Source organism: Actinocorallia sp. API 0066, from assembly GCF_020991275.1.
Taxonomy (GTDB): domain Bacteria; phylum Actinomycetota; class Actinomycetes; order Streptosporangiales; family Streptosporangiaceae; genus Actinocorallia.
Map to the genome: position 1 here is coordinate 301,604 of NZ_JAJLQY010000002.1, position 21,834 is coordinate 323,437.

At 70.6% G+C, this 21,834-nt stretch carries 21 protein-coding genes and 1 tRNA gene; 20 read left to right on the top strand and 2 right to left on the bottom strand.

What is annotated here, in order from left to right; all coding sequences use genetic code 11:
• Window positions 1-16 precede the first annotated feature (16 nt).
• From pyk to LO762_RS06045, 3 genes are all read left to right on the top strand, one after another.
• Entirely contained in the window at window positions 17-1,444 is a 1,428-nt protein-coding gene (pyk, locus tag LO762_RS06035) for a pyruvate kinase (RefSeq protein ID WP_230613200.1), read from the top strand.
• A 72-nt stretch (window positions 1,445-1,516) separates the two neighbouring features.
• Window positions 1,517-3,889 carry a serine/threonine-protein kinase gene (locus LO762_RS06040; RefSeq protein ID WP_230613201.1) on the top strand — a complete coding sequence of 791 codons (2,373 nt, stop codon included), beginning with the start codon at window positions 1,517-1,519 and terminating at the stop codon, window positions 3,887-3,889.
• Between the two features lie 77 nt (window positions 3,890-3,966).
• The gene (locus LO762_RS06045; RefSeq protein ID WP_230613202.1) at window positions 3,967-4,179 is read left to right on the top strand and encodes a hypothetical protein; all 213 of its coding nucleotides are present in this window, start codon (window positions 3,967-3,969) and stop codon (window positions 4,177-4,179) included.
• A gap of 112 nt (window positions 4,180-4,291) precedes the next feature.
• Here the strand turns inward: LO762_RS06045 and LO762_RS06050 are convergent.
• Window positions 4,292-4,368: transfer RNA gene (locus tag LO762_RS06050), tRNA-Leu, on the bottom strand.
• 93 nt (window positions 4,369-4,461) lie between these two features.
• Here LO762_RS06050 and LO762_RS06055 point away from each other — a divergent pair.
• The 9 genes from LO762_RS06055 (at window position 4,462) to LO762_RS06095 (ending at window position 12,898) form a co-directional block, all read left to right on the top strand.
• Window positions 4,462-5,070 carry an ANTAR domain-containing response regulator gene (locus tag LO762_RS06055; RefSeq protein ID WP_230613203.1) on the top strand — a complete coding sequence of 203 codons (609 nt, stop codon included), beginning with the start codon at window positions 4,462-4,464 and terminating at the stop codon, window positions 5,068-5,070.
• A 193-nt stretch (window positions 5,071-5,263) separates the two neighbouring features.
• Window positions 5,264-6,436, top strand: a complete 1,173-nt coding sequence (locus tag LO762_RS06060; RefSeq protein WP_230613204.1) for a branched-chain amino acid ABC transporter substrate-binding protein — start codon at window positions 5,264-5,266, stop codon at window positions 6,434-6,436.
• Window positions 6,437-6,515: 79 nt separating this feature from the next.
• A complete protein-coding gene (locus LO762_RS06065) occupies window positions 6,516-7,481 on the top strand; it encodes a branched-chain amino acid ABC transporter permease (RefSeq protein WP_230613205.1) in 966 nt (321 codons plus the stop codon).
• Window positions 7,478-8,692 carry a branched-chain amino acid ABC transporter permease gene (locus LO762_RS06070; protein WP_230613206.1) on the top strand — a complete coding sequence of 405 codons (1,215 nt, stop codon included), beginning with the start codon at window positions 7,478-7,480 and terminating at the stop codon, window positions 8,690-8,692. The genes LO762_RS06065 and LO762_RS06070 overlap by 4 nt, the downstream gene beginning before the upstream one ends.
• Entirely contained in the window at window positions 8,689-9,480 is a 792-nt protein-coding gene (locus LO762_RS06075) for an ABC transporter ATP-binding protein (RefSeq protein WP_230613207.1), read from the top strand. The genes LO762_RS06070 and LO762_RS06075 overlap by 4 nt, the downstream gene beginning before the upstream one ends.
• Window positions 9,470-10,231, top strand: a complete 762-nt coding sequence (locus LO762_RS06080; RefSeq protein WP_230613208.1) for an ABC transporter ATP-binding protein — start codon at window positions 9,470-9,472, stop codon at window positions 10,229-10,231. Before LO762_RS06075 ends, LO762_RS06080 begins: the two co-directional genes overlap by 11 nt.
• Window positions 10,232-10,293: 62 nt before the next feature.
• The gene (locus tag LO762_RS06085; protein WP_230613209.1) at window positions 10,294-11,190 is read left to right on the top strand and encodes an ABC transporter substrate-binding protein; all 897 of its coding nucleotides are present in this window, start codon (window positions 10,294-10,296) and stop codon (window positions 11,188-11,190) included.
• A complete protein-coding gene (locus LO762_RS06090; protein ID WP_230613210.1) occupies window positions 11,190-12,131 on the top strand; it encodes an amino acid ABC transporter permease in 942 nt (313 codons plus the stop codon). Before LO762_RS06085 ends, LO762_RS06090 begins: the two co-directional genes overlap by 1 nt.
• Window positions 12,131-12,898: an amino acid ABC transporter ATP-binding protein gene (locus LO762_RS06095; protein WP_304523615.1), complete on the top strand. Its 768-nt coding sequence runs from the start codon at window positions 12,131-12,133 to the stop codon at window positions 12,896-12,898. The genes LO762_RS06090 and LO762_RS06095 overlap by 1 nt, the downstream gene beginning before the upstream one ends.
• A gap of 270 nt (window positions 12,899-13,168) precedes the next feature.
• Here LO762_RS06095 and polA read toward each other — a convergent pair whose 3' ends face one another.
• Complete coding sequence (polA, locus tag LO762_RS06100) at window positions 13,169-15,850, bottom strand: DNA polymerase I (RefSeq protein ID WP_230613211.1); 2,682 nt, start codon at window positions 15,848-15,850, stop codon at window positions 13,169-13,171.
• Between the two features lie 128 nt (window positions 15,851-15,978).
• Between polA and LO762_RS06105 the strand changes: the two genes are divergently transcribed.
• The 8 genes from LO762_RS06105 (at window position 15,979) to LO762_RS06140 (ending at window position 21,697) form a co-directional block, all read left to right on the top strand.
• The gene (locus LO762_RS06105) at window positions 15,979-16,326 is read left to right on the top strand and encodes a PaaI family thioesterase (protein ID WP_230613587.1); all 348 of its coding nucleotides are present in this window, start codon (window positions 15,979-15,981) and stop codon (window positions 16,324-16,326) included.
• A gap of 80 nt (window positions 16,327-16,406) precedes the next feature.
• Complete coding sequence (locus tag LO762_RS06110) at window positions 16,407-17,510, top strand: efflux RND transporter periplasmic adaptor subunit (RefSeq protein WP_230613212.1); 1,104 nt, start codon at window positions 16,407-16,409, stop codon at window positions 17,508-17,510.
• Window positions 17,507-18,241: an ABC transporter ATP-binding protein gene (locus LO762_RS06115; RefSeq protein WP_230613213.1), complete on the top strand. Its 735-nt coding sequence runs from the start codon at window positions 17,507-17,509 to the stop codon at window positions 18,239-18,241. Before LO762_RS06110 ends, LO762_RS06115 begins: the two co-directional genes overlap by 4 nt.
• Window positions 18,238-19,479 (top strand): ABC transporter permease, encoded by a 1,242-nt coding sequence (locus LO762_RS06120; protein ID WP_230613214.1) that lies wholly within the window; start codon window positions 18,238-18,240, stop codon window positions 19,477-19,479. The genes LO762_RS06115 and LO762_RS06120 overlap by 4 nt, the downstream gene beginning before the upstream one ends.
• Window positions 19,480-19,486: 7 nt before the next feature.
• Complete coding sequence (locus tag LO762_RS06125; protein ID WP_230613215.1) at window positions 19,487-19,804, top strand: hypothetical protein; 318 nt, start codon at window positions 19,487-19,489, stop codon at window positions 19,802-19,804.
• A complete protein-coding gene (locus tag LO762_RS06130) occupies window positions 19,801-20,250 on the top strand; it encodes a hypothetical protein (RefSeq protein WP_230613216.1) in 450 nt (149 codons plus the stop codon). The genes LO762_RS06125 and LO762_RS06130 overlap by 4 nt, the downstream gene beginning before the upstream one ends.
• The gene (locus LO762_RS06135) at window positions 20,247-21,092 is read left to right on the top strand and encodes an efflux RND transporter periplasmic adaptor subunit (RefSeq protein WP_230613217.1); all 846 of its coding nucleotides are present in this window, start codon (window positions 20,247-20,249) and stop codon (window positions 21,090-21,092) included. The genes LO762_RS06130 and LO762_RS06135 overlap by 4 nt, the downstream gene beginning before the upstream one ends.
• Window positions 21,093-21,154: 62 nt before the next feature.
• A complete protein-coding gene (locus tag LO762_RS06140) occupies window positions 21,155-21,697 on the top strand; it encodes a hypothetical protein (RefSeq protein ID WP_230613218.1) in 543 nt (180 codons plus the stop codon).
• Window positions 21,698-21,834 lie beyond the last annotated feature (137 nt).

Below are 21,834 nucleotides of genomic sequence, written 5' to 3' on the forward strand. Positions count from 1 at the left end.
ACCTAGGGTGGTTCTCGTGAGTCGTCGAGCGAAGATAGTCAGCACCATCGGACCGGCGTGTTCCAGCCGCGAACAGATCCGCGCCCTCGTCGAGGCCGGGATCGACGTGGCCAGGTTGAACATGTCGCACGGATCCCACGAGCAGCACGAAGAGGTCTACCGCTTCCTGCGTGACGCGGCCGAGGCGACGGGCCGGGGCATCGGCGTCCTCGCCGACCTCCAGGGCCCGAAGATCCGCATCGGCAGGTTCCCCGACGGCCCCGTCCGGCTCAACGTGGGCGACGAGTTCACCATCACCACCGAGGACGTGCCCGGCACCCGCAAGGAGGTGTCCACCACCTACAAGGGCCTGCCCGGCGACGTCGTAGCCGAAGACCTCGTCCTCGTCGACGACGGCAAGGTCTCGCTACGCGTCCTGGAGGTGGACGGCTCCAGGGTCCGCACCGAGGTCGTCGTCGGCGGCATGGTCTCCGACAACAAGGGGCTCAACCTCCCCGGCGTCGCCGTGAGCGTGCCCGCGCTCACCGCCAAGGACGAGGCCGACCTGCGCTGGGCGCTGCGCGTCGGCGTCGACATGGTCGCGCTCTCGTTCGTGCGCAACGCCGCCGACGCCCAGGAGTGCTACCGCATCATGGACGAGGAGGGCGTGCGCGTCCCCCTCATCGCCAAGATCGAGAAGCCGCAGGCCGTCGCCGCGCTCCCCGAGATCGTGGACGCCTTCGACTGCATCATGGTCGCGCGCGGCGACCTGGGCGTCGAGCTGCCGCTGGAGCAGGTCCCGATCGTGCAGAAGCGCGCGATCGAGCTGTGCCGCGACAAGGCGCACCCGGTCATCGTCGCCACCCAGATGCTGGAGTCGATGATCAGCGCGCCCCGGCCGACGCGGGCCGAGGCCAGCGACGTCGCGAACGCCATCTTCGACGGCGCGGACGCGGTGATGCTCTCGGGCGAGACGGCGGTCGGCCAGCACCCGATCGAGGCGGTCAAGACGATGTCCCGTATCGCGGCCGCCGCCGAGGAGGCCCACCTGGAGGCCGCCCACTCGCTGGACCGGCGGCCCGAGACGACCGGCGGCGCCATCGCGCGGGCGGCGGCCGAGGTCGGCGCGATCGTCGGGGCGAAGGCGCTCGTCGCGTTCACCATGTCGGGGGAGACGGCACGTCGGCTGGCGCGCTACCGCAGCCCGATCCCGCTGCTTGCCTTCACCGAGGTGGAGCGCGTGCGGAGCCGTCTGGCCATCACGTGGGGCGTCGAGACGTTTCTCGTCCCGCACGTCGACCACACCGACGAGATGGTCCGGCAGGTCGAGCAGGCGCTGCTGGAGCTGGGGCGCTGCCAGAAGGGCGACAAGGTCGTCATCGTGGCGGGCTCGCCGCCCGGAACCGTCGGCTCCACCAACGCGCTGCGGGTGCACCGCATCGGCGACGCCATCGCGCACCGCTGACGGCCCGCCGCGCCGCGCCCGGAAAGAGGGGTTCGCCGGATCTGCGGGTTTTGTGATCAGTAGGATCCGACAATGGCGTTCTACGGGACCGATGGTGTCATGGCCGAAACCATCGGTCCGTTCCGGATCGTCCGGCTCCTGGGCGAGGGCGGCATGGGCCGGGTGTTCCTCGGCACGTCGCCCAGCGGCAGGCAGGTCGCGGTCAAGGTGGTCCGGCCGGAACTGGCCTCCGACCCCGGATTCCGGCGGCGGTTCCGGGCCGAGGTCGAGGCCGCGATGGCCGTCAGCGGCGCGTTCACCACACCCGTCGTCGACGCCGACCCCGAAGGGCCGCTGCCCTGGCTCGCCACCGTGTACGTGCCGGGCCCCTCACTCCAGAGCCGGATCGAGGACGCCGGGCCGCTCGTCGCGTCCGAGGCGGCGACGCTCGGGGCGCGGCTCGCCGAGGCGCTCGCCGCGATCCACCGGGCCGGGCTCATCCACCGCGACCTGAAACCGTCCAACATCCTGCTGGCCGACGACGGGCCACGGGTCATCGACTTCGGCATCAGCCGGGCGTCCGAGGGCACCGTGTTCACCGCGACGGGGAACGTCATCGGCTCGGCCGGGTACATGTCGCCCGAACAGGTCGCCGGACACGAACTGACCCCGGCCAGCGACGTGTTCGCGCTCGGCGCCGTCATGGTGTTCGCCGTCACCGGAACGCCCGCCTTCGGCACGGGGCCCTTCCAGGTCCTGATGTTCCGCGCCGCCTACGAACCCCCGAACCTCACCGACGTCCCACCCCGCCTCCTCGACCTCCTCACCGCCTGCCTCGACAAGGACGCGTCCCGCCGCCCGTCCGTCGCCTCCCTCCCCGAACTCTTCATCAACGGCACACCCCTCCCTTACCCGGCCGATCCCGCGTCCGCCCGACCCCCGGCCACCTTCGCCACGGACGCGTCGGTTCGCCACGCGGCCACGCCGCCCACGGCACCACCGCCGCCCGTCGCCGTCACCGGGCCGTCAGGCGCCGCCTTCCCGCAGCCGTCGGCCCCGGCCGCCGCGACCTCACAGGAGGACGCGGCGCCGTTCACCGCGCCCGTGGTGCCGCTCCAGCAGCCGCCGGAGTCGGCCGTGGTGCCGCTGCTGCCTCCGGCGCCGCCGCCCGTGCCGGGGACGGCGCCGGGGCAGGCGCCGCCGGTCTCGCGGCGCGGGGTGCTGCTCGGCGGGGTCGGGCTCGCCGTGACGGCCGTCGCGGGCGGCGCGTGGGCGGCGTACGCGCGCGACAGGGACACGAGCGGCGAGACGCTGAAGCCGCAGGCCGGTCCTTCGGCGGCCGGGGACGGCCAGCCGGTCTGGACGGCGCGGCTCAGCGAGGACTACGCGACCCTCCAGTGGACGGGCGACCTCGTGCTCGCCCTGTACAAGGACGTCGAGGCGTTCGACCCGCGTGACGGCAGGCTGGTGTGGAGCAACGGCGACCACAACGCCTTCTACCCGCCGAAGTACCTGGACGGCAGCGTCTACACCCTGTCGGGCAACGAACTGTCCGCGCTCGACGCCAGGACCGGCGAGAAGCTGTGGACGACCGGGATCGACGTCGACGTGGAGAGCCCGCAGCCGATCACGTCGTCCGTCGTCATCGCGCGGGGCAAGGACATCCGGGCGCACGCGTTCGACGCCAAGACCGGCGACCCGCTCTGGACCCTCGGAACCAAGGCCGACCCGATCTACGTGAACCGCGTCGTCGTGGACGACGTGATGCTCGCCGACACCCGCTTCCGCAAGACCGGGAACCGCTACGCGGGCATCGCGTTGAGCAACGGCGACCCGGTTTGGATTCGTTCGGGCAAGCTCCTGGCCTGCCACACCGACGGCAAGCGCTTCTACGTCCTGGACGAGGACCTGAAGGCACGCGCCCTGGATCCGCGCACCGGCAAGGAACTGTGGGCGAGCCCCTCCGGCATGCCGAAGTACCGGGCCAAGGAGAACGAGCCGTCCTACTGGCTGACGATCGAGGCGGGCCTGCTCGTGGCCAGCTCCGGCACCCCGAACCGCCTCGCCGTCTTCGACCCCGCCACCGGCCGCCGCCCCTGGTCGGCCAAGACCGTCGCCTCAGCGACGCACCTGCTCTCCGGCACCACCCTCTGCCACGGCAACGGCACCTACCACGCCCTGGACCTCACCACGGGCAAGTCCCTCTGGACGACGGAGGTGGCCCCGGTCAGCGAGGCCCATCTCCTCCCCGGCCCCGACACCCTGGCCACGATCGCCACCGACGCCGGCCTCCAGGCATGGGACGTCACCACCGGCCAGAAAGCCCCCTGGTCCCACCCCGCCACCCCGGACGCCGACTCCTACAAATGGTCCGCCCTCCGCACCCCCGACCGCCTCATCACCAAGTACGACCGCGACCTCGCCGCCTTCACCGCCCCCGGCACCACCGCCACCACCTACGTCTGACCCGATCAACGCCCGCACGTGTGACGCTCGCCCTACCATGACCACATGGCATTCATCGAGTGCAGGATGATCCCTCAGTGATCGTGCCGACGGACGGGTCCCACATCGTGTGCCCCACCTGCGACGGGACCCGGGTCGAGACCCAGCCCGTCCGCGTGATGCTGCGCCGCCACCCGGGCCTGCACACGATCGGCACCGATCGCCCGTGCCGGTCGTGCGAGGCGACCGGCTGGCTCCCCCCACGCCACCCCGTCGACCCCGCACCCGACGAGGACGAGGACGACATGTGAGGCAGAGGGGGGGAGATCGGGACTCCCGGTCTCCGTACGGTCTCCCAAGGGGCGCCTGAGGCTGGCGGCGCCAAGATGATCCAGCTCCGCCCCAGGCCCGGGGTGGGGTAGGTGGTGCCTCGGGTGGGAGTCGAACCCACAACACACGGGTTTTGAATCCGTTTCCTCTGCCGATTGGGATACCGAGGCGTTGTCGTCGCAGGTGGGGCGTTCGGGACATCCGGCGTACCGGGGTCTAGCCGACCTGGGACAGGCACCAGGGTACAGGTTCCCGGTAGTCTCGTGCGCGTGAGCGAGAGTGCCAAGCGAGTTGTCATCGCCGAAGACGAGGCCCTGATCCGGCTCGACCTCAAGGAGATGCTGGAGGAGGACGGCTACCGGGTGGTCGGGGAGGCGGGCGACGGGGAGACCGCCGTGAAGCTCGCCTCGGAGTTGCGGCCCGACCTGGTGATCCTCGACGTCAAGATGCCCATCCTGGACGGGATCTCGGCGGCCGAGCGGATCGCCGGGGAGCGGCTGGCGCCCGTCGTCATGCTGACCGCGTTCTCCCAGCGCGAGCTGGTCGAGCGGGCCCGGAGCGCGGGCGCGATGGCCTACCTGGTCAAGCCGTTCACCAAGGCCGACCTGGTGCCGGCGATCGAGATGGCCGTCTCCCGCTACGACGAGATCCGCCAGCTCGAATCCGAGGTCACGACGCTGAAGGACAGGCTGGAGACCCGCAAAATCGTGGATCGCGCCAAAGGCCGGTTGCAGACCCAGCACGGCTGGACCGAGCCCGAGGCGTTCCGCTGGATCCAGAAGACTTCCATGGACCGCCGTCTGACGATGCGGAAGGTCGCGGAAGCCGTTCTGGACAGCGCGACGCAAGATTCACCGGCGGAGGATCAGTAATCCGCCACTTTTGCGGTGTTACATGCCGGTTTCGGATATTTGCCGTTGGTAGCGGACAGGTCACGACTGTGCATCACGACAGTGGGGAACCTGCTCTGGCCTTGGCGTTTTGGTGCGGCGTTCAGTACGTTTCCGCCATTCAGTCCCACGGGGGCCGTCGCCTGCGCGCCGGCCCGGTGAAGGAGCCAATGGCATGAAACTTGGAACGTCCGCTCTCCGGCTCATCGCGATGGCCGGTGTCGCGAGCCTCGCGCTCACCGCTTGTGGTGGAGAGGACTCCGGCGGCGGCGGTGATGTCTCCGAGGTCTCGATCGGTGTTATGGGCGACTTCACCGGCGAGAACTCCGGCATCGTCCTGCCGATCAAGAACGCCGTGCAGCTCGCGATCGACAACTACAACGCCACGAGCCCCGAGACCAAGATCGTGCTCAAGGAGTACGACAGCCAGGCCAAGCCGGAGCAGGCGACCGCGCTCGCGAAGAAGGCCATCAAGGAAGACAAGATCGTCGGTCTTGTCGGCCCGGCGTTCTCCGGCGAGTCCGCGCAGGTCGGCCCCGTCCTCGAAGAGGCCGGCATCCCCAGCGTCTCGGCGTCGGCCACCAACGCCGCGCTCGCCGAGAACGGCTGGAAGTACTGGCACCGCGTCATCGCCGACGACGACGTGCAGGGCGCCGGGCTCGGCGCCTTCATCACGACCGGCCTGGCCGCCAAGAAGGTCTTCGTCGTCGACGACAAGTCGACCTACGGCCAGCCGCTCGGCGCGACCGTCAAGGCGAGCTCGGAGTCCGGTGGCGCGTCCACCCAGACCGACTCGATCGACATCAAGGCGTCGGACTACTCCTCGACCGTCAACAAGGTCAAGGCGTTCGCCCCCGACGCGATCTTCTTCGCCGGCTACTACGCCCAGGGCGGCAAGCTGCTCAAGCAGCTCCGCGAGGCCGGCGTCACCGGCAAGTTCCTCTCGGCCGACGGCTCGCTCGACCCGGGCCTGGCCAAGGGCGCGGGCACCAAGAACGCCGACGGCGCGCTCATCGGCTGCCCCTGCCTGATCGACCCCGAGGGCACCGCGGGCGACGCGAGCAAGACGTTCGCCGAGGCCTACAAGGCGAAGTTCAACGCCTCGACCGCGATCTACTCCGCTGAGGCGTACGACGCCGCCACGGTGTTCATCAACGCCATCAAGGCCGGCAAGGTGACCCCCGAGGACATCAACACCTGGATCGCGACCGCCGACTTCGCCGGCGTGAGCAAGCAGATCAAGTTCCAGGAGAACGGCGAGATCGCCGCGGACGACGTCTACATCTACAAGGTCACCGGCGAGACCCTGCCGCTGCTGGGCAACGCCAAGACCGTCAAGGACGAGTAGGTCCCCGCACGCATACATGGAGGGGCGGGAACACGGTGACCCCGGGTTCCCGCCCCTTCTTCACGAAGGTGTGACTTCCTTGCTCGATAACTTCCTGAACCAGTTCTGGCCGTCGACCGTCGACGGCCTGGCTCTCGGTTCGATCTACGCACTCATCGCCCTGGGCTACACGATGGTGTACGGGGTGCTGCGCCTCATCAACTTCGCGCACTCCGAGATCTTCATGATCGGCACCTTCACCTCCCTCGCGGTGGTCGGCGCCTTCGGCTTCTCCGAGATCGGCGGCATCGCGCTCGTCGGCGTCGTCCTGCTGCTGGCGCTCGCCGGCGGCCTCGCCTCCGGGGCGAGCGCGGTGGCGCTGGAGTATTTGGCGTACCGGCCGCTGCGCAAACGCGGGGCGGGACGGCTCGCCGCGCTCATCTCGGCCATCGGCGCCTCGCTGTTCCTCCAGCAGCTCTTCGCCCGCGTCCTCATCCCGTGGTGGTTCGACGTGCCGCAGGAGAAGGGCGCGCTTCCCGTCCAGGGCCACTTCGTCGTCCGCGAGGACGTCTTCGCCATCGGCGACTTCGTGGTGCGCAACGACAAACTGATCATCTTCCTCGCGGCCATCCTCATGATGGTCGCGCTCGACCAGTTCGTCACACGTACCAAGCTGGGCCGCGGCATCCGCGCCACCGCCCAGGACCCCGAGACGTCGGTCCTCATGGGCGTCAACATCGACCGGATCGTCACCGCCACCTTCGCCATCGGCGGGGCCATGGCGGGCGCGGCGGCGGCGCTGTACTTCATGCGCTTCGAGGAGACGAACTACTTCGTCGGCTTCCTCCTCGGCATCAAGGCGTTCACCGCGGCGGTGCTCGGCGGCATCGGCAACCTGCGCGGCGCCCTCGTCGGCGGCCTGACGCTCGGCCTGATCGAGATGTACGGGTCGGCGTTCTTCGGCTCGGAGTGGAAGGACGTCGTGGCGTTCTCGGTCCTGGTCCTCGTCCTCATGTTCCGTCCCACCGGCATCCTCGGTGAGTCCCTTCAGCAGGCACGCGTATGAGCACCCTCGAAAAGGCAAAGCCCGCCGTCAAGGGCAAGCAGCAGCCGCTCCGCAAGGTCACCGACCTGTTCGGCGACGCCTCCGACCGGGCCCGCGACTGGTGGGGGGTGCAGACCGGCGTCGTCCGCTGGTCGGTCTACCTCGCGCTCATCGTCGCGGCCCTGTTCCTGCCGCACGCGGGCATCGGCTCGTTCATGTCGCCGCACTCGGACTGGCAGAGCATCCTGTTCTACCCGATCGGCGGGTACATCCTGCTGGCGATCGGCCTCAACGTCGTCGTCGGGCAGGCGGGCCTGCTCGACCTCGGGTACGTCGCGTTCTTCGCGGTCGGCGGCTACACGATGGCCGTCCTCGGCAAGATCTGGGGCTGGAACTTCTGGGAGATCATCGCCGTCGGCATCGTGCTGGCCGCGCTGTCGGGCATCCTGCTGGGCGCCCCGACGCTGCGGCTGCGCGGCGACTACCTGGCGATCGTCACGCTCGGCTTCGGCGAGATCATCCGGATCTCCGCGACGAACACCGACTCGATCGGCGGTCCGAACGGCATCGCGGGCATCCCGCACCCCCCGAACGTGACCGACTGGGCCGTCCCGGCCAACGGGCTCACCGAGGCGCTCGACCTGGACGGCCTCAAGCCGTTCACCTACGGCGCCCTGGACACCCGGCCGTACTACTACCTGCTGGTCGGCGCGATCGTCCTGACCATCGTCCTGGCCAAGCGGCTGGAACACAGCCGGGTCGGCCGCGCCTGGGCCGCGATCCGGGAGGACGAGGACGCGGCCGAGCTGATGGGCGTCCCGACGTTCAAGTTCAAGCTCGCCTCGTTCGCGATCGGCGCCGCGTTCGGCGGCCTCGCCGGCGTGCTGTACGGCTCGCAGGCGACGTCGATCATCCCCGAGGACTTCCCGTTCATCCTGTCCGCGACGATCCTCGCCGCGGTCGTGCTGGGCGGTTCCGGCAACATCCCGGGCGTCATGCTCGGCGCGTTCCTCATCGCGTGGATCCCCGAGCGGGTCCGCGGCGTCGAGGAGTACCGGGTGATGGTGTTCGGCGCCGCGCTGGTGATCATGATGGCGCTGCGGCCGGAGGGCATCCTGCCGTCCCGGCAGCGGAAGGCCGAGCTGGCCGAGGGCAGCGGCGGCATGGGCGCGATGGGCGCCGAGGTCGGCGGTCCCGGCGGCTCCGACGTGGAGATCGAGGTGAAGAAATGAGCGACGGCACGCCCGGCACCCCGCTGATCAGCCTGCGTGAGATCGTCATGCGGTTCGGCGGCGTCACCGCGATCAACAAGCTGGAGCTGACCGTCAACACCGGCGAGATCTTCGCGCTGATCGGGCCGAACGGCGCCGGCAAGACGACGGTGTTCAACGTCGTCACCGGCGTCTACCAGCCGACCGAGGGCCACGTGGAGTTCGACGGCGGCGTGTTGACGGGCCGGAAGCGCTACCAGGTCACCAAGGCCGGGGTGGCGCGGACGTTCCAGAACATCCGGCTGTTCCACAACATGACGGCCATCGAGAACGTCATGGTCGGCGCGGACGCCCACCACAAGACGGGGCTCGCGGGCGCGGGCCTCGGGCTGCCGTGGCACCGCAAGGAGGAGCGGGAGGGCCGTGCGCGCGCGGCCGAGCTGCTGGAGTTCGTCGGTGTGGCGCAGCGTTCCAGTGAGGCCGCCAAGAACCTCCCGTACGGCGACCAGCGCAGGCTGGAGATCGCGCGGGCGCTGGCGACCAACCCGAAGCTGTTGCTGCTGGACGAGCCCGCGGCGGGCATGAACCCCGCGGAGAAGATCGCCCTTCAGGACCTCATCCGCAAGATCCGGGACACCGGCGTGACCGTGCTGCTCATCGAGCACGACATGCGCCTGGTCATGGGGATCAGCGACCGCGTCGCGGTGCTGGACTTCGGCACCAAGATCGCCGAGGGTCTGCCGCGCGCGGTCCAGGACGACCCGAGGGTCATCGAGGCGTATTTGGGAGCCCCCGCCGATGCTTCTTGAGATTCAGGACATCCACGTCCACTACGGCAAGGTCCAGGCGCTCAAGGGCGTCTCCCTCGAAGTCGACCAGGGTGAGATCGTCACCCTGATCGGCGGCAACGGGGCGGGCAAGACCACAACGCTGAAGACCATCTCGGGGCTGCGCAAGCTCACCTCGGGCCGGATCCGCTTCGACGGCGCCGACATCTCCCGGATGCCGGGCCACAAGCGGGTCCTGGCGGGCCTGGGGCAGGCCCCTGAGGGCCGCGGGGTCTTCCCGGGCATGACGGTCGAGGACAACCTCCTCATGGGCGCCTACACGCGCAGGGGCGGCGGCATCGCCAAGGACCTCGCGGACGTCTACGAGCTGTTCGAGCGGCTCGCCCAGCGCAAGTCGCAGATGGGCGGCACCATGTCGGGCGGTGAACAGCAGATGGTCGCCATCGGCCGCGCCCTCATGGCCAAGCCCAAGGTGCTGCTGCTGGACGAGCCGTCGATGGGCCTCGCGCCCAAGCTGGTGCAGCAGATCTTCTCGATCATCGAGGAGATCAACCGGCGGGGCACGACCGTCCTGCTGGTCGAGCAGAACGCGCAGCAGGCATTGAAACTTGCACATCGGGCATACGTGCTGGAAACCGGACATGTAGTAAAGTCCGCACCCGCAGCCGATCTGCTGGACGACCCCGAGGTGCGTGCCGCGTACCTGGGCGGCGACGTCGCCACCGGCGGCGAGCCCGCCGCGGACGGGACAGCGGGCAACATCCCGCACTAGCGGTGCCCGCTTCGAACGTTCCAAGAAGGCCAGCGAAAACACATCAAGGGAGATAACGCGCCGTGAGATCCCACACCATCCGTAGCCGCGCCGTCGCCACCGGGGCCGTCGCCCTCGTCGCGGCCCTCGGCCTCACCGCCTGCGGCGACGACGAGCCCGCGACCAAGCCCGACGCGGCCCCGTCGACCGCGGTGGACCAGGCGCTCGCCGACGCCGTCCCCGCCGACATCAAGGCCGACGGCAAGATCGTCATCGGGGTGGACTCCACCTACCCGCCGAACGAGTTCCTCGACGAGGACGGCAAGACCGTCACCGGCTGGGACGTCGCCCTGTTCGACGCGGTCGCCGCCAAACTCGGCCTCAAGACCGAGTGGGTGACCAGCAAGTTCGCCGACATCATCCCGGGCGTCGTCACCTCCGGGAAGTACGAGGTCGGCGTCTCCTCGTTCACGATCAACCCCGAGCGGCTCGCCGAGTCCTCGATGGTGAGCTACTTCAACGCCGGAACCCAGTGGTTCGCCAAGGAGGGCGCGACGATCACGCCCGAGACGGCGTGCGGCAAGAAGATCGCCGTCCAGGCCGCCACCGTCCAGGTCGAGGACATCGAGGCCCGCAACAAGGCGTGCAAGGACGCCGGGCAGCCCGAGATCACCATCGACCAGTACCAGGGCCAGGACCAGGCGACCGCCGCCGTCGTGTCCGGCAAGAACGACGCGGGCCTCGCCGACTCGCCGATCGCCGCCTACGCGGTGGCCAAGGCGCCCGGCCTCCAGCTCGTCGGCGACATCTACGACGCCGCCCCCTACGGCTACGTCGTGAAGAAGGACTCGCCGTTCGCGCAGGTCCTCGGCGACGCCGTCAAGGCGCTCATCGCCGACGGCACCTACACCAAGGTGCTCACCGAGTGGGGCGTCCAGGGCGGCGGCATCACCGACCCGCAGGTGGACCCGGCTTCCTGATGAAGACGCAGGAGAACGGACGGGCACGGCCCGAGGCCATCAGGGCCGTGCCCGTCCGGCACCCGGGACGCTGGATCGCCGTCGCCGTCCTGGTGGTCCTCACCGCCCAGTTCGCGCACATGCTGTTCACGAACGAACAGTTCATGTGGGCCTACATGTTCGAGAACGCGTTCCGGCCGTCGGTGCTCGAAGGCGTCAGGACGTCCCTCGTCCTGACGGTCCTCGCGATGCTGATCGGCGTGGCGCTCGGCGTCGTCATCGCGGTGCTGCGGCTCTCGGACAACCCCGTGCTGAGCGGCGTCGCGTGGGTCTACACGTGGTTCTTCCGCGCGGTGCCCCGGCTCGTGCTCGCCGTGCTGTTCGGCAACATGGGCATCCTCTACGCCCAGTACACCGTCGGGCTGCCGTTCACCGAGCAGTTCGCCGACCTGCTCGGCGTCGACATCAACGGGACGATCTTCTCGATCGACGCCAACACGCTGCTGACGGGCTTCATGGCGGGCCTCCTGGCTCTCGCCCTGTCCGAGGCCGCCTACATGGCCGAGATCGTCCGTGCGGGCATCCTGTCGGTGGACCCGGGCCAGGCCGAGGCGGCGTCCGCGCTCGGCATGTCCAAACCGCTCGTCATGCGGCGGATCGTGCTGCCGCAGGCGATGCGGGTGATCATCCCGCCGACCGGCAACGAGACGATCGCGATGCTCAAGGACACCGCGCTCGTCGCGTTCGTGCCCGTCACCAACGAGCTGTTCTTCCAGTTGACGGCGATCGGCACCCGCGACTTCCGGCCGTTCCCCATGCTCGTCGCCGCCTGCCTCTGGTACGTGGCGCTCACCAGCGTGCTGCTCGTCGGCCAGTACTTCCTGGAACGCCGCTTCTCGCGCGGCACCCAGCGGACCGCACGGGCCAGGACGAGGCTGCGCGTGCTCGGAGGGGACCACTGATGGCCGAACCGCCGATGGTGCTCGCGGAGAACGTGCACAAGAGCTACGGCCGCACCGAGGTGCTGCGCGGCATCGACCTCGCGGTCGAGCGCGGCGAGGTGATGTGCGTGATCGGGCCGTCAGGCTCGGGCAAGTCCACGTTCCTGCGCTGTGTCAACCACCTGGAGAAGATCAACGGCGGCCGCCTCTCCGTGGACGGCCGACTCATCGGATACCGGGAGAAGAACGGCAAGCTGTACGAGCTGAAGGAACGGGAGATCGCGGCGCAGCGCCGTCAGATCGGCATGGTGTTCCAGCGTTTCAACCTGTTCCCGCACATGACGGCGCTGGAGAACGTCATGGAGGCGCCGCTCAAGGTCAGGCGCCAGCCGCGCGCGAAGGCCCGGGTGGCGGCCCGGCTGCTCCTGGAGCGGGTCGGCCTCGCCGACCGCGCCTCGCACTACCCGTCGCAGCTCTCCGGCGGCCAACAGCAGCGTGTCGCCATCGCCCGCGCCCTCGCCATGGAACCGGCCCTCATGCTCTTCGACGAGCCCACCAGCGCCCTCGACCCGGAACTCGTGGGCGAGGTCCTGGAGGTCATGAAGGCCCTGGCCCGCGACGGCATGACCATGGTCGTCGTCACCCACGAGTTGGGCTTCGCCCGCGAAGTCGCCGACACCCTGGTCTTCATGGACGAGGGCGTCATCCTAGAACAGGGCCCCCCCACCCAACTCCTCACCCACCCCACCCACCCCCGCCTCCAAGAATTCCTCTCCAAGGTCTTCTGAGGCGGGGCGTCGCGCCCGTGGTGGAGCCGCGCACAGGCTCCCACCGCGGGCGTTCGCGTCGTCGGGGGCCGGGGAGGCAGGTGGGGCCTGGAAGCGCCGTTGGGGCCGCGTGGTTCATGCGTTTTCTACTTGGCGTTCCAGGCCCGTTCGGGTCACGGTAGCGAGCGGGGTGTCGGCGCGTAAAGCCGGTGGCGGAAGGGTGACGTGGGACACGGCGGGCGGGTGCGGACGGTGACGGCCGGGGCCCGGGTGGGGCGCCGGCCGTCACCGTCAGTGGGCGGCGTCGAACCAGGTGCGGCCGGTGCCCATGGAGACGGCCAGGGGGGCGCGGAGGGTGTAGGCGCCGTCCATCTGGGTGCGGACCAGGGTGGAGAGGTCGGCCAGTTCGCCGGGGGCCACCTCGAAGATGAGTTCGTCGTGGACCTGGAGGAGCATCCGGGAGCGGAGTGAGGAAGCGCGGAGCGCGGCGTCCACCCGGATCATGGCGACCTTGATGATGTCGGCGGCCGAGCCCTGGATCGGGGCGTTCAGGGCCATCCGCTCGCTCATCTCGCGGCGCTGCCGGTTGTCGGAGTTGAGGTCCGGCAGGTAGCGGCGGCGGCCCAGGATCGTCTCGGTGTAGCCGTCACTGCGGGCGTCGGAGACGACGGAGGCCAGGTAGTCGCGGACACCGCCGAACACCTCGAAGTACTCCTCCTTCAGGCCGCGCGCCTCGGACGGGCTGATCCGCAACTGCTGGGACAGGCCGAACTCCGACAGGCCGTAGGCCAGGCCGTAGTTCATCGCCTTGATCTTGCTGCGCAGCTCCGGCGTGACACTGCCGGGATCGACGGAGAACACCTTGGCGGCGGTGATCGTGTGGAAGTCCGCGCCGGACTCGAACGCCTCGATGAGCGCCTCGTCGCCCGACAGGTGCGCCATGATCCGCAGCTCGATCTGGCTGTAGTCCGCCGTCAGCAGGCACTCGTAGCCCGCGCCGACGGTGAACGCCTCGCGGATCTGCCTGCCCTCGTCGGTACGGGTCGGGATGTTCTGGACGTTCGGGTCGGTGGACGAGAGCCGTCCCGTCGCCGCGACCGTCTGGTTGAACGTCGTGTGGATGCGGCCCGTCTCGTCCGCCAGCGGGATCAGCGAATCCACGATCGACTTGAGCTTGGCGACCTCGCGCCAGCGCAGGATGCGCTCCAGCACCGGGTGCTCGCTCTTCTCCAGCAGCGTCGTGAGCGCCTCGGAGTCGGTCGTGTAGCCCGTCTTGGTGCGCTTGGTCTTGGGCAGGCCCAGCTCGTCGAAGAGGACCTGCTGGACCTGCTTGGGGCTGCCCAGGTTGAACTCGTGGCCGACCGCGTCGAACGCGCCCTGCTCGACCTCCTTGGCCTGCCCGCCCAGCGACGCCGACAGGTTCGCCAGATGGTCGTTGTCGATCGCGACGCCCGCCCGCTCCATGCCGGACAGGATCGGCACGAGCGGCAGCTCCAGCTCGGCCAGCAGCCGGGCCGCGCCGCGCCGCTCCAGCTCGCCGTCCAGCGCGTCCGCCAGATCGACCACGGCGCGGGCCCGGACGGCGAGCTCCTGCGCCGCGTCGTCCTCGTCGGAGCCGTCCAGGGTGAGCTGGCCGTTCTGCTCGGCCTCCTCGCGCAGCTCCCGGTGCAGGAAGCGGAGCACCTGCTCGCCGAGGTCGTAGGAGCGCTGGTCGGGGGCGACGAGATAGGAGGCGAGCGCGGTGTCGCTGGTGACCCCGGCCAGGGTGAGGCCGCGCGCGGCGAACGCCAGGCCGGGGCCCTTGGCGTCGTGGATCGCCTTCGGCCTGTCGGCGCTGGCGAGCCAGGCCGCGAACGCCCGCTCGTCCTCGGGGAGGAGCACGGCCGGGTCGAAGTGCACGGCGGCGCCCTCGCCGTCGGCCAGCGCGACGGCCGTCAGCTCGCCGGTGCCGCGGCCCCAGCGGCCCGCCACCGCGACGCCCACGCGGCCTTCGCGGGCGGCCAGCCAGTCGCCCAGCGCGCCGGGCGCCAGCTCGGCCAGCTCGACGGTGAAGCCCTCGTCGGCCTCCACCACGTTCTCGGAGATCGTGTTGAACAGCCGCTCGCGCAGCTCGCCGCGGAACTCCAGGGTGTCGAGCAGCGCCTGGATCTCGGCGCGCTCCCAGTCGCCGACGGTGAGCTCGGCCGGGCCGCAGTCCAGCTCGACGGAGGTGTCCAGCCGGTTGATCTGGGCGTTGCGGATGACCTCGCCCAGGTGCTCGCGCAGCGACGCGCCCGCCTTGCCCTTGATCTCGTCGACGCGGGCGATCAGGTTGTCCAGGCCGTCGTAGGCTTCCAGCCACTTGGCGGCCGTCTTCGGGCCGACGCCGGGCACGCCGGGCAGGTTGTCGCTCGTCTCCCCGACGAGCGCCGCCAGCTCCCGGTAGCGCGCGGGGGACACCCCGTACTTCGTGGTGACGGCCTCCGGATCCATCCGGGCCAGCACCGAGACGCCCTTCACCGGGTACAGGACGGTGGTGTTGTCGTCCACGAGCTGGAACGCGTCGCGGTCGCCGGTGACGATCAGGGTGCGCATGCCCTCGGCGGAGGCGCGCGTGGCCAGGGTGGCGATCAGGTCGTCCGCCTCAAAACCGGAGACCGAAAGGTGCCGGATACGCAGCGCGTCCAGCATCTCGTGGATCAGCTGGACCTGGCTGCGGAACTCGTCGGGCGTCTTGGCGCGGCCCGCCTTGTACTCCGTGTAGGTGGTGTGGCGGAACGTCGGCTCTGATCTGTCGAAGCACACCGCGACGTGGGTCGGCTTCTCGTCGCGCAGCACGTTCACGAGCATCGACGTGAAGCCGAACACCGCGTTGGTGTGCTGCCCCGTCGTCGTGGAGAAGTTCTCCACCGGCAGGGCGTAGAACGCCCGGTAGGCCAGGGAGTGCCCGTCGAGCAGGAGCAGGGTCTGAGGGGTCGGTTCCGCGTTAGCCACGGTCAGAGCCTAGTCTCGACCGGTGACAGTTTCCGGCACTGGACGGAACCGATGGGCGGAGTTGACACGTGAATTCTGACGAGATCCTGGCGCTGCTGCGGGAGACGGGCGGCGACCTCGGCCGGACGATGGGCATCGAGATCACCGAGGCGTCCCCGGACCGCGTCGTCGGCAAGATGCCGGTGAAGGGCAACACCCAGCCTTACGGGCTGCTGCACGGGGGCGCCTCCTGCGTCCTGGCCGAGACGCTCGGCTCGGTCGGGTCGGCGCTGCACGCGGGCGAGGGCAGGATCGCCGTCGGCATCGAGATCAACGCGACCCACCACCGCTCGGCCACCGAGGGCTTCGTCACCGGCGTCGCCACCAAGGTCCACGGCGGCCGCAGCCTCGCCACCTTCGAGATCGTCATCACCGACGACAGGGACCGCCGCGTCTGCACCGCCCGCCTCTCCTGCATGCTGCGAGATAGCGCCTGATCGCTGGGGATTCGTTCTCTCATGTGACTTTCATGTGGTGATCAGGGTCGGCCCAGACGGCGGCACCACGCTCTGGCGACATGAAATCCCTCATCAAGCGCCGGGCCGTCGTGGTCAACGGCACGCTGGGCGTGCTGTTGGCGGGCGGTGTCGGCGCCGCCTACCTCTCGCTCGCGGGGGACGGCGCGGAACCGGCCGCCGCGGCGGCCAGGACCGTCACCGTCTCCCGGGGCGACCTGACGGCCTCGGTGTCGGCGTCCGGCGCGGTCGCGAGCGCGAAGACCAGCGCGTTGGGCTTCGCCGCCTCCGGGACCGTCGCCGAGATCGACGTCGCGGTCGGGGACAAGGTGAAGAAGGGCGACAGGCTCGCCGTCCTCGACCAGACCGAGGCGCTGGAGAACCTTGAGGCCGCCCAGGCCGAGCTCGCCGTCGCGGCCGACGGGGACACCGACACCGCCCAGGGCAACGCCGCCTACGTGCAGGCGAAGAACGCGGTGCGCGGCGCCCAGCGCGCCCTGGACGGGACGGTCATCCGGGCGCCGTTCAACGGGACGGTCACGGCCGTCAACGGCGAGGTCGGCGGCTCCTCGTCCGGCGCTACGAGCGGCTCGGGCGCGGCGTCCTCCGGGTTCATCGAGATAGCGAACCCGAGCAGGCTCAAGGTCGAGGGGTCGTTCACCGAGGCGGACACCACCGAGCTGAAGGTCGGCCAGGCCGCTTCCGTGACGTTCGCCGCGCTGAGCGGGGTGACCGCGCAAGGCGAGGTCACCGCGATCTCCACCGAGCCGACCACAACGAACAACGTCGTCTCCTTCGCGGTGACGGTCACGCTCACGTCCCGTCCCGCGAAGGTGCGGATCGGCCAGACGGCCACCGTCACCGTCGTCACCGCCAAGGCGCAGGACGTGCTGTACGTCCCGACGGCGGCCCTCAGCACGGCGGGCGGCCAGAGCACCGTCACGGTCCTGCGGAACGGGACGCCGACCGTGCGGACGGTCGAGACGGGCGTCGCGGGCACGATGGGCACGGAGATCACCTCCGGCCTGGAGGAAGGCGACCGCGTCCAGGTGGCCACCTCTACCGGCTCCGGTAACACGACCGGAGGGTTCCCCGGCGGAGGCGGTTTCCCCGGCGGAGGCGGTGGCGGTTTCCCCGGCGGCGGCGCGCCGGGAGGCGGCCGATGACGCCGCCCGTCCTCGACGTCCGCGCCGTCACCAAGGTCTACGGGCGCGGCGACACCGAGGTGCGCGCCCTACGCGGCGTCACCCTGCGCGTCGAGCAGGGCGACTACGTGGCGATCATGGGGCAGTCCGGCTCGGGCAAGTCAACCCTGATGAACATCCTCGGCTGTCTCGACGTGCCCACGTCCGGCCACTATCTGCTGGACGGCACCGACGTCGGCGCGCTCCAGGAGGCGCAGCTCTCGATCCTGCGCAACCGAAGGATCGGGTTCATCTTCCAGTCGTTCAACCTCATCCCCCGCATGAGCGCGCTGGCGAACGTCGAGCTTCCGCTGGCGTACGGCGGTGTGAAGCCCGCCGAGCGCCGACGTCGCGCCCTGGCGGCGTTGGAGCTGGTCGGCCTTGCCGACCGTGTACGGCATGAGCCCAATGAGCTGTCCGGAGGGCAGCAGCAGCGAGTGGCCGTAGCGCGCGCGCTCGCCACCGCGCCCTCCCTCCTGCTGGCCGACGAGCCCACGGGCAACCTCGACACGAGGTCCACCCACGACGTGCTGGACATCCTCGACCGGCTGTCGGCCGCAGGCCGGACCATCGCGCTCATCACCCACGAGGACGAGGTCGCCCTACGCGCCAAGCGGGTGCTGCGCCTCGTGGACGGCCGGATCGTCGAGGACCGGAGGCAGGCGCCCGTCCAGGGACCGCCGCCCGCCGTCGCGTCGGGAGCCGTCGGATGAGGGCGCGGGAGGTCCTCGGGTTCGCGCTGCGCGGCCTGGGCGCCAACAAGCTGCGCAGCGGCCTGACAACGCTCGGCATCCTCATCGGCGTCGCCTCGGTGATCCTGCTCGTGGCGGTCGGCAACGGGTCGGCCGAGGCGGTGAAGAACAGCATCGGCTCGCTCGGCGCGGGTTCGCTGACCGTCTCGTCCTCCACGACGGGGCGCGGCGGCGGCTTCGGCGGCCAGGCGACGACAGGCCCGCGCACCCAGGCGAAACAGCTCACGGTCGAGGACGCCGAAGCCCTCGTGGACCCGGAGGCCGCCCCGCACGTGGAGAGCGCCTCGCCGGTGGTGAACGCCAACTCCGTCACCACCACCTACGCGACGACAAGCCATAACGTAAGCCAGTTCATCGGTACGTATCCCGGCTACTTCAAGGCGGCGAACAAGACCGTCGCCAAGGGCGCCGCGTTCACGCGCGCACAGGTGGACGGGCGGGCCCGGGTCGTCCTCATCGGGCCGACCGTGGCGACCGAGCTGTTCGGCGCCGTCGAACCCGTCGGCAAGAAGATCAACGTGTCCGGCGCGTTCTTCACCGTCGTCGGGGTGCTGGCGGAGTCCGGGTCGGCCTCCACCGGCTTCCAGGACGCCGACGACGTCGCCATCGCGCCGATCACCGCCGTGCAGGGCACCCTGACCAGCTACGGGTCGCTCAGCCAGATCGTCGTGCGGGCGAAGAACGCCGACGTCGTGGACGACGCGCAGGCCGAGATCACCACGATCCTCAACCAGCGGCACAAGATCACCGGATCGACCTCGGACTTCACCGTGTACAACCAGGCTTCCGCGCAGGACGCCGTCGCGGAGTCAAGCCGCACCTTCACCGTGCTGCTCGCGGCCGTCGCGGCGATCAGCCTGCTCGTCGGCGGGATCGGCGTCACCAACATCATGCTCGTCACGGTGACGGAGCGGACCCGCGAGATCGGCGTCCGCAAGGCCATCGGCGCGCCCAAGGGCGCCATCCTCGGCCAGTTCGTGGCGGAGGCGACGATCCTCTCGCTGCTCGGCGGGGTCCTCGGGGTGCTCGTCGGGGTCGTCGGCAGCCGGTTCGAGATCGTCGGCGTGCAGCCGGTGCTCGTGCCTTCGTCGATCGCGCTGGCGCTCGGCGTCTCGGTGGCGATCGGCCTGTTCTTCGGCAGCTACCCCGCCAACCGCGCGGCCAACCTGCGGCCCATCGAGGCCCTCCGACACGAGTAGGAACCCCATGAGCAACGCAAGACACCGCGACGCCTCCGCGCCGCCCGCCGACGGCACCGCCGTCCTGGCCGAGAGCCCCTTCCCCGGCGGCCTGGACGACGCGCTCGCGGCGCGGCCCGCCCGGCCGCGTCCCGGGCCGACCCTGTACCTCGCGGCGGGGCTCGTCGCCGTCGCCGGGTTCCTCGGCGGCGTCCAGGCGCACCAGACCTGGGGCGGCGGCACGGACGCGCCCACGGCCGTCTCAGAGCCGTCCACGGGGCGTCCGGGCGGCGCCACGACCGACTTCCCCGGCGGCGCCCCCCGCGAACCAGGAGACCCCCGATGAGAACCCTCACCCGAGCCGGAACCGGCCTCGCCCTGGCCGCCCTGCTCTCCCTCACCACCGCCTGCGGCGACGACAAAACCACCGGCACCGGCGACTTCGCCGCCTACCAGGCATGCTTGGAGGAACACGGCGTCACCCTGCCCGGCCCCAACGGCGCGGGCCGCCCCTCAGGCGCCCCGGACGGCGCGGGCAGGCCGACCGACCGCCCCTCGGGCGCTCCCGGCGGGATGCCCACCCTGTCGGCCGAACAGCAGCGGGCCATGCAGGAGTGCGCCTCCCTCAGGCCCGAAGGCGGCTTCGGCGGCCCCGGCGGCGGCCAGGGCGGCGGTCCCGGTGGTCAGGGCGGGCGGCCGAACGGTCAGAGCGCCCCCGAAGGCACCGAGGACGCTCCGACTGCCCAGAACACCACCGATGGGCGGGAGCCGGGCGATGGCGGGGTGGCATGAACGGGTCGGTGAAGGTGGCGGCGTTGGCCGTGGCCCTTGTGCTCGTGGGCGGGTTGTCCGGGTGCTCGGGAGGGGCGGAGCCGGGCGGCGGGGTCTCGACGGCGGCGACTTCGGTGGCGACGGAGGCCGCTGAGCCCGCCGGAGGGGCTGACGGGACGGTCTCGGCCTCCGGGACCGTGGAGAGCGCTCGGGTGCGGAGTCTCTCGTTCGGGACGGGTGGTGTCGTCACCCAGGTGAAGGTGAAGGCCGGGGACAAGGTCGCCAAGGGGGACCTGCTGGCCGCCGTGGACGCGACGGTGCCCAATGAGGCACTCGATGCGGCGTACACCGCTTACGTCGCGGCGCAGGACGGGTACGCGGAGGCCGAGAAGGGCGAGAAGAAGCGGGCCTACGCGCAGCTCGTCAAGGCACGCAACGGGTACCGGGCGGCGCGGCGCGCGGTGGAGGGCACGCGGATCCACGCGCCGTTCGCCGGAACCGTCACCTCGGTGACGGCGACCGTGGACGCCGAGGCGCAGGCCGGTGGCGCGGTCGTCACGCTCGCCGATCTGACGCGGCTACGGGTCGGCGCCGAGTTCACCGAGGCCGACACGGCGCTGGTGAAGGCGGGTCAGAAGGCGACCGTCGTGTTCGACTCGCTGGACGCGACGGTGAAGGGCGAGGTCGTGTCCGTCGCGCCGACCCCGGTCAGCGCGGCGAGCACCACGGGCGCGGGCGGCGGGGGAGGGTTCCAGCAGTCGGCGACGTCGGTCGTCCGCTACGAGGTGCTCGTCTCGCTCTCGTCCCGGCCGAAGGGCATCCGCTCCGGCACGCCCGCCACCGTGGAGATCACGACGGGCTGATCTCATCGTCCTCTCACCCGGCGCTCACGTTCCGCCCAGACGACGGCCCGATGCTGCCACGCATGCCCGAGCCGATCACCCCCCAGGACCTCCTGGAGACCTCCCCCTACGAGGACACCCTCGAAGAGGCCCTGGCGGCCCGCCCGCCCCGCGCGCGTCTCCCGGTCGCCACCCTCGCGCTCGGCGCGGGCGTCGTCGCCGTCGCGGGCTTCCTCGGCGGCATCCAGGCCGACCGCCACTGGGGCCCCGACACCACCCCCGCCGCCCAGGCCCCGCAACGCGGCACCTTCCCCGGCGGCGGCCCCGGCGGCGGCCCGGGCGGCTTCCCCGGCGGTGTCCCGGGCGGCTTCCCGGGCGGCGGCCAGGGCGGTTTCCCCGGAAACGGTCAGGGCGGCCCGCAAGGCAACCGCCCGACCACCGGCACCGTCATCAAGGTCTCCGCCACCACCCTCGAACTCACCACCCCTGACGGCCAGACCGTCAAGATCAACCTCACCGACCAGACGACCGTCACCACAACCCGCCCCGGAACCACCAAGGACCTCAAACCCGGCACCCAGGTCACCATCCGAGGCGACCAGATCACCACCCAACCCACCCCCTGACCCCACACCACAACCCACCCACCCGGCCCCACACCCCGCAACACCCCACAAGACCACCAGACCACCACAAACGCGGCATGCCCCCCTCGGGGCCACTCACGCGGCGGTCGCGGCTGGGTGGGTTGGGTTGGGGGAGG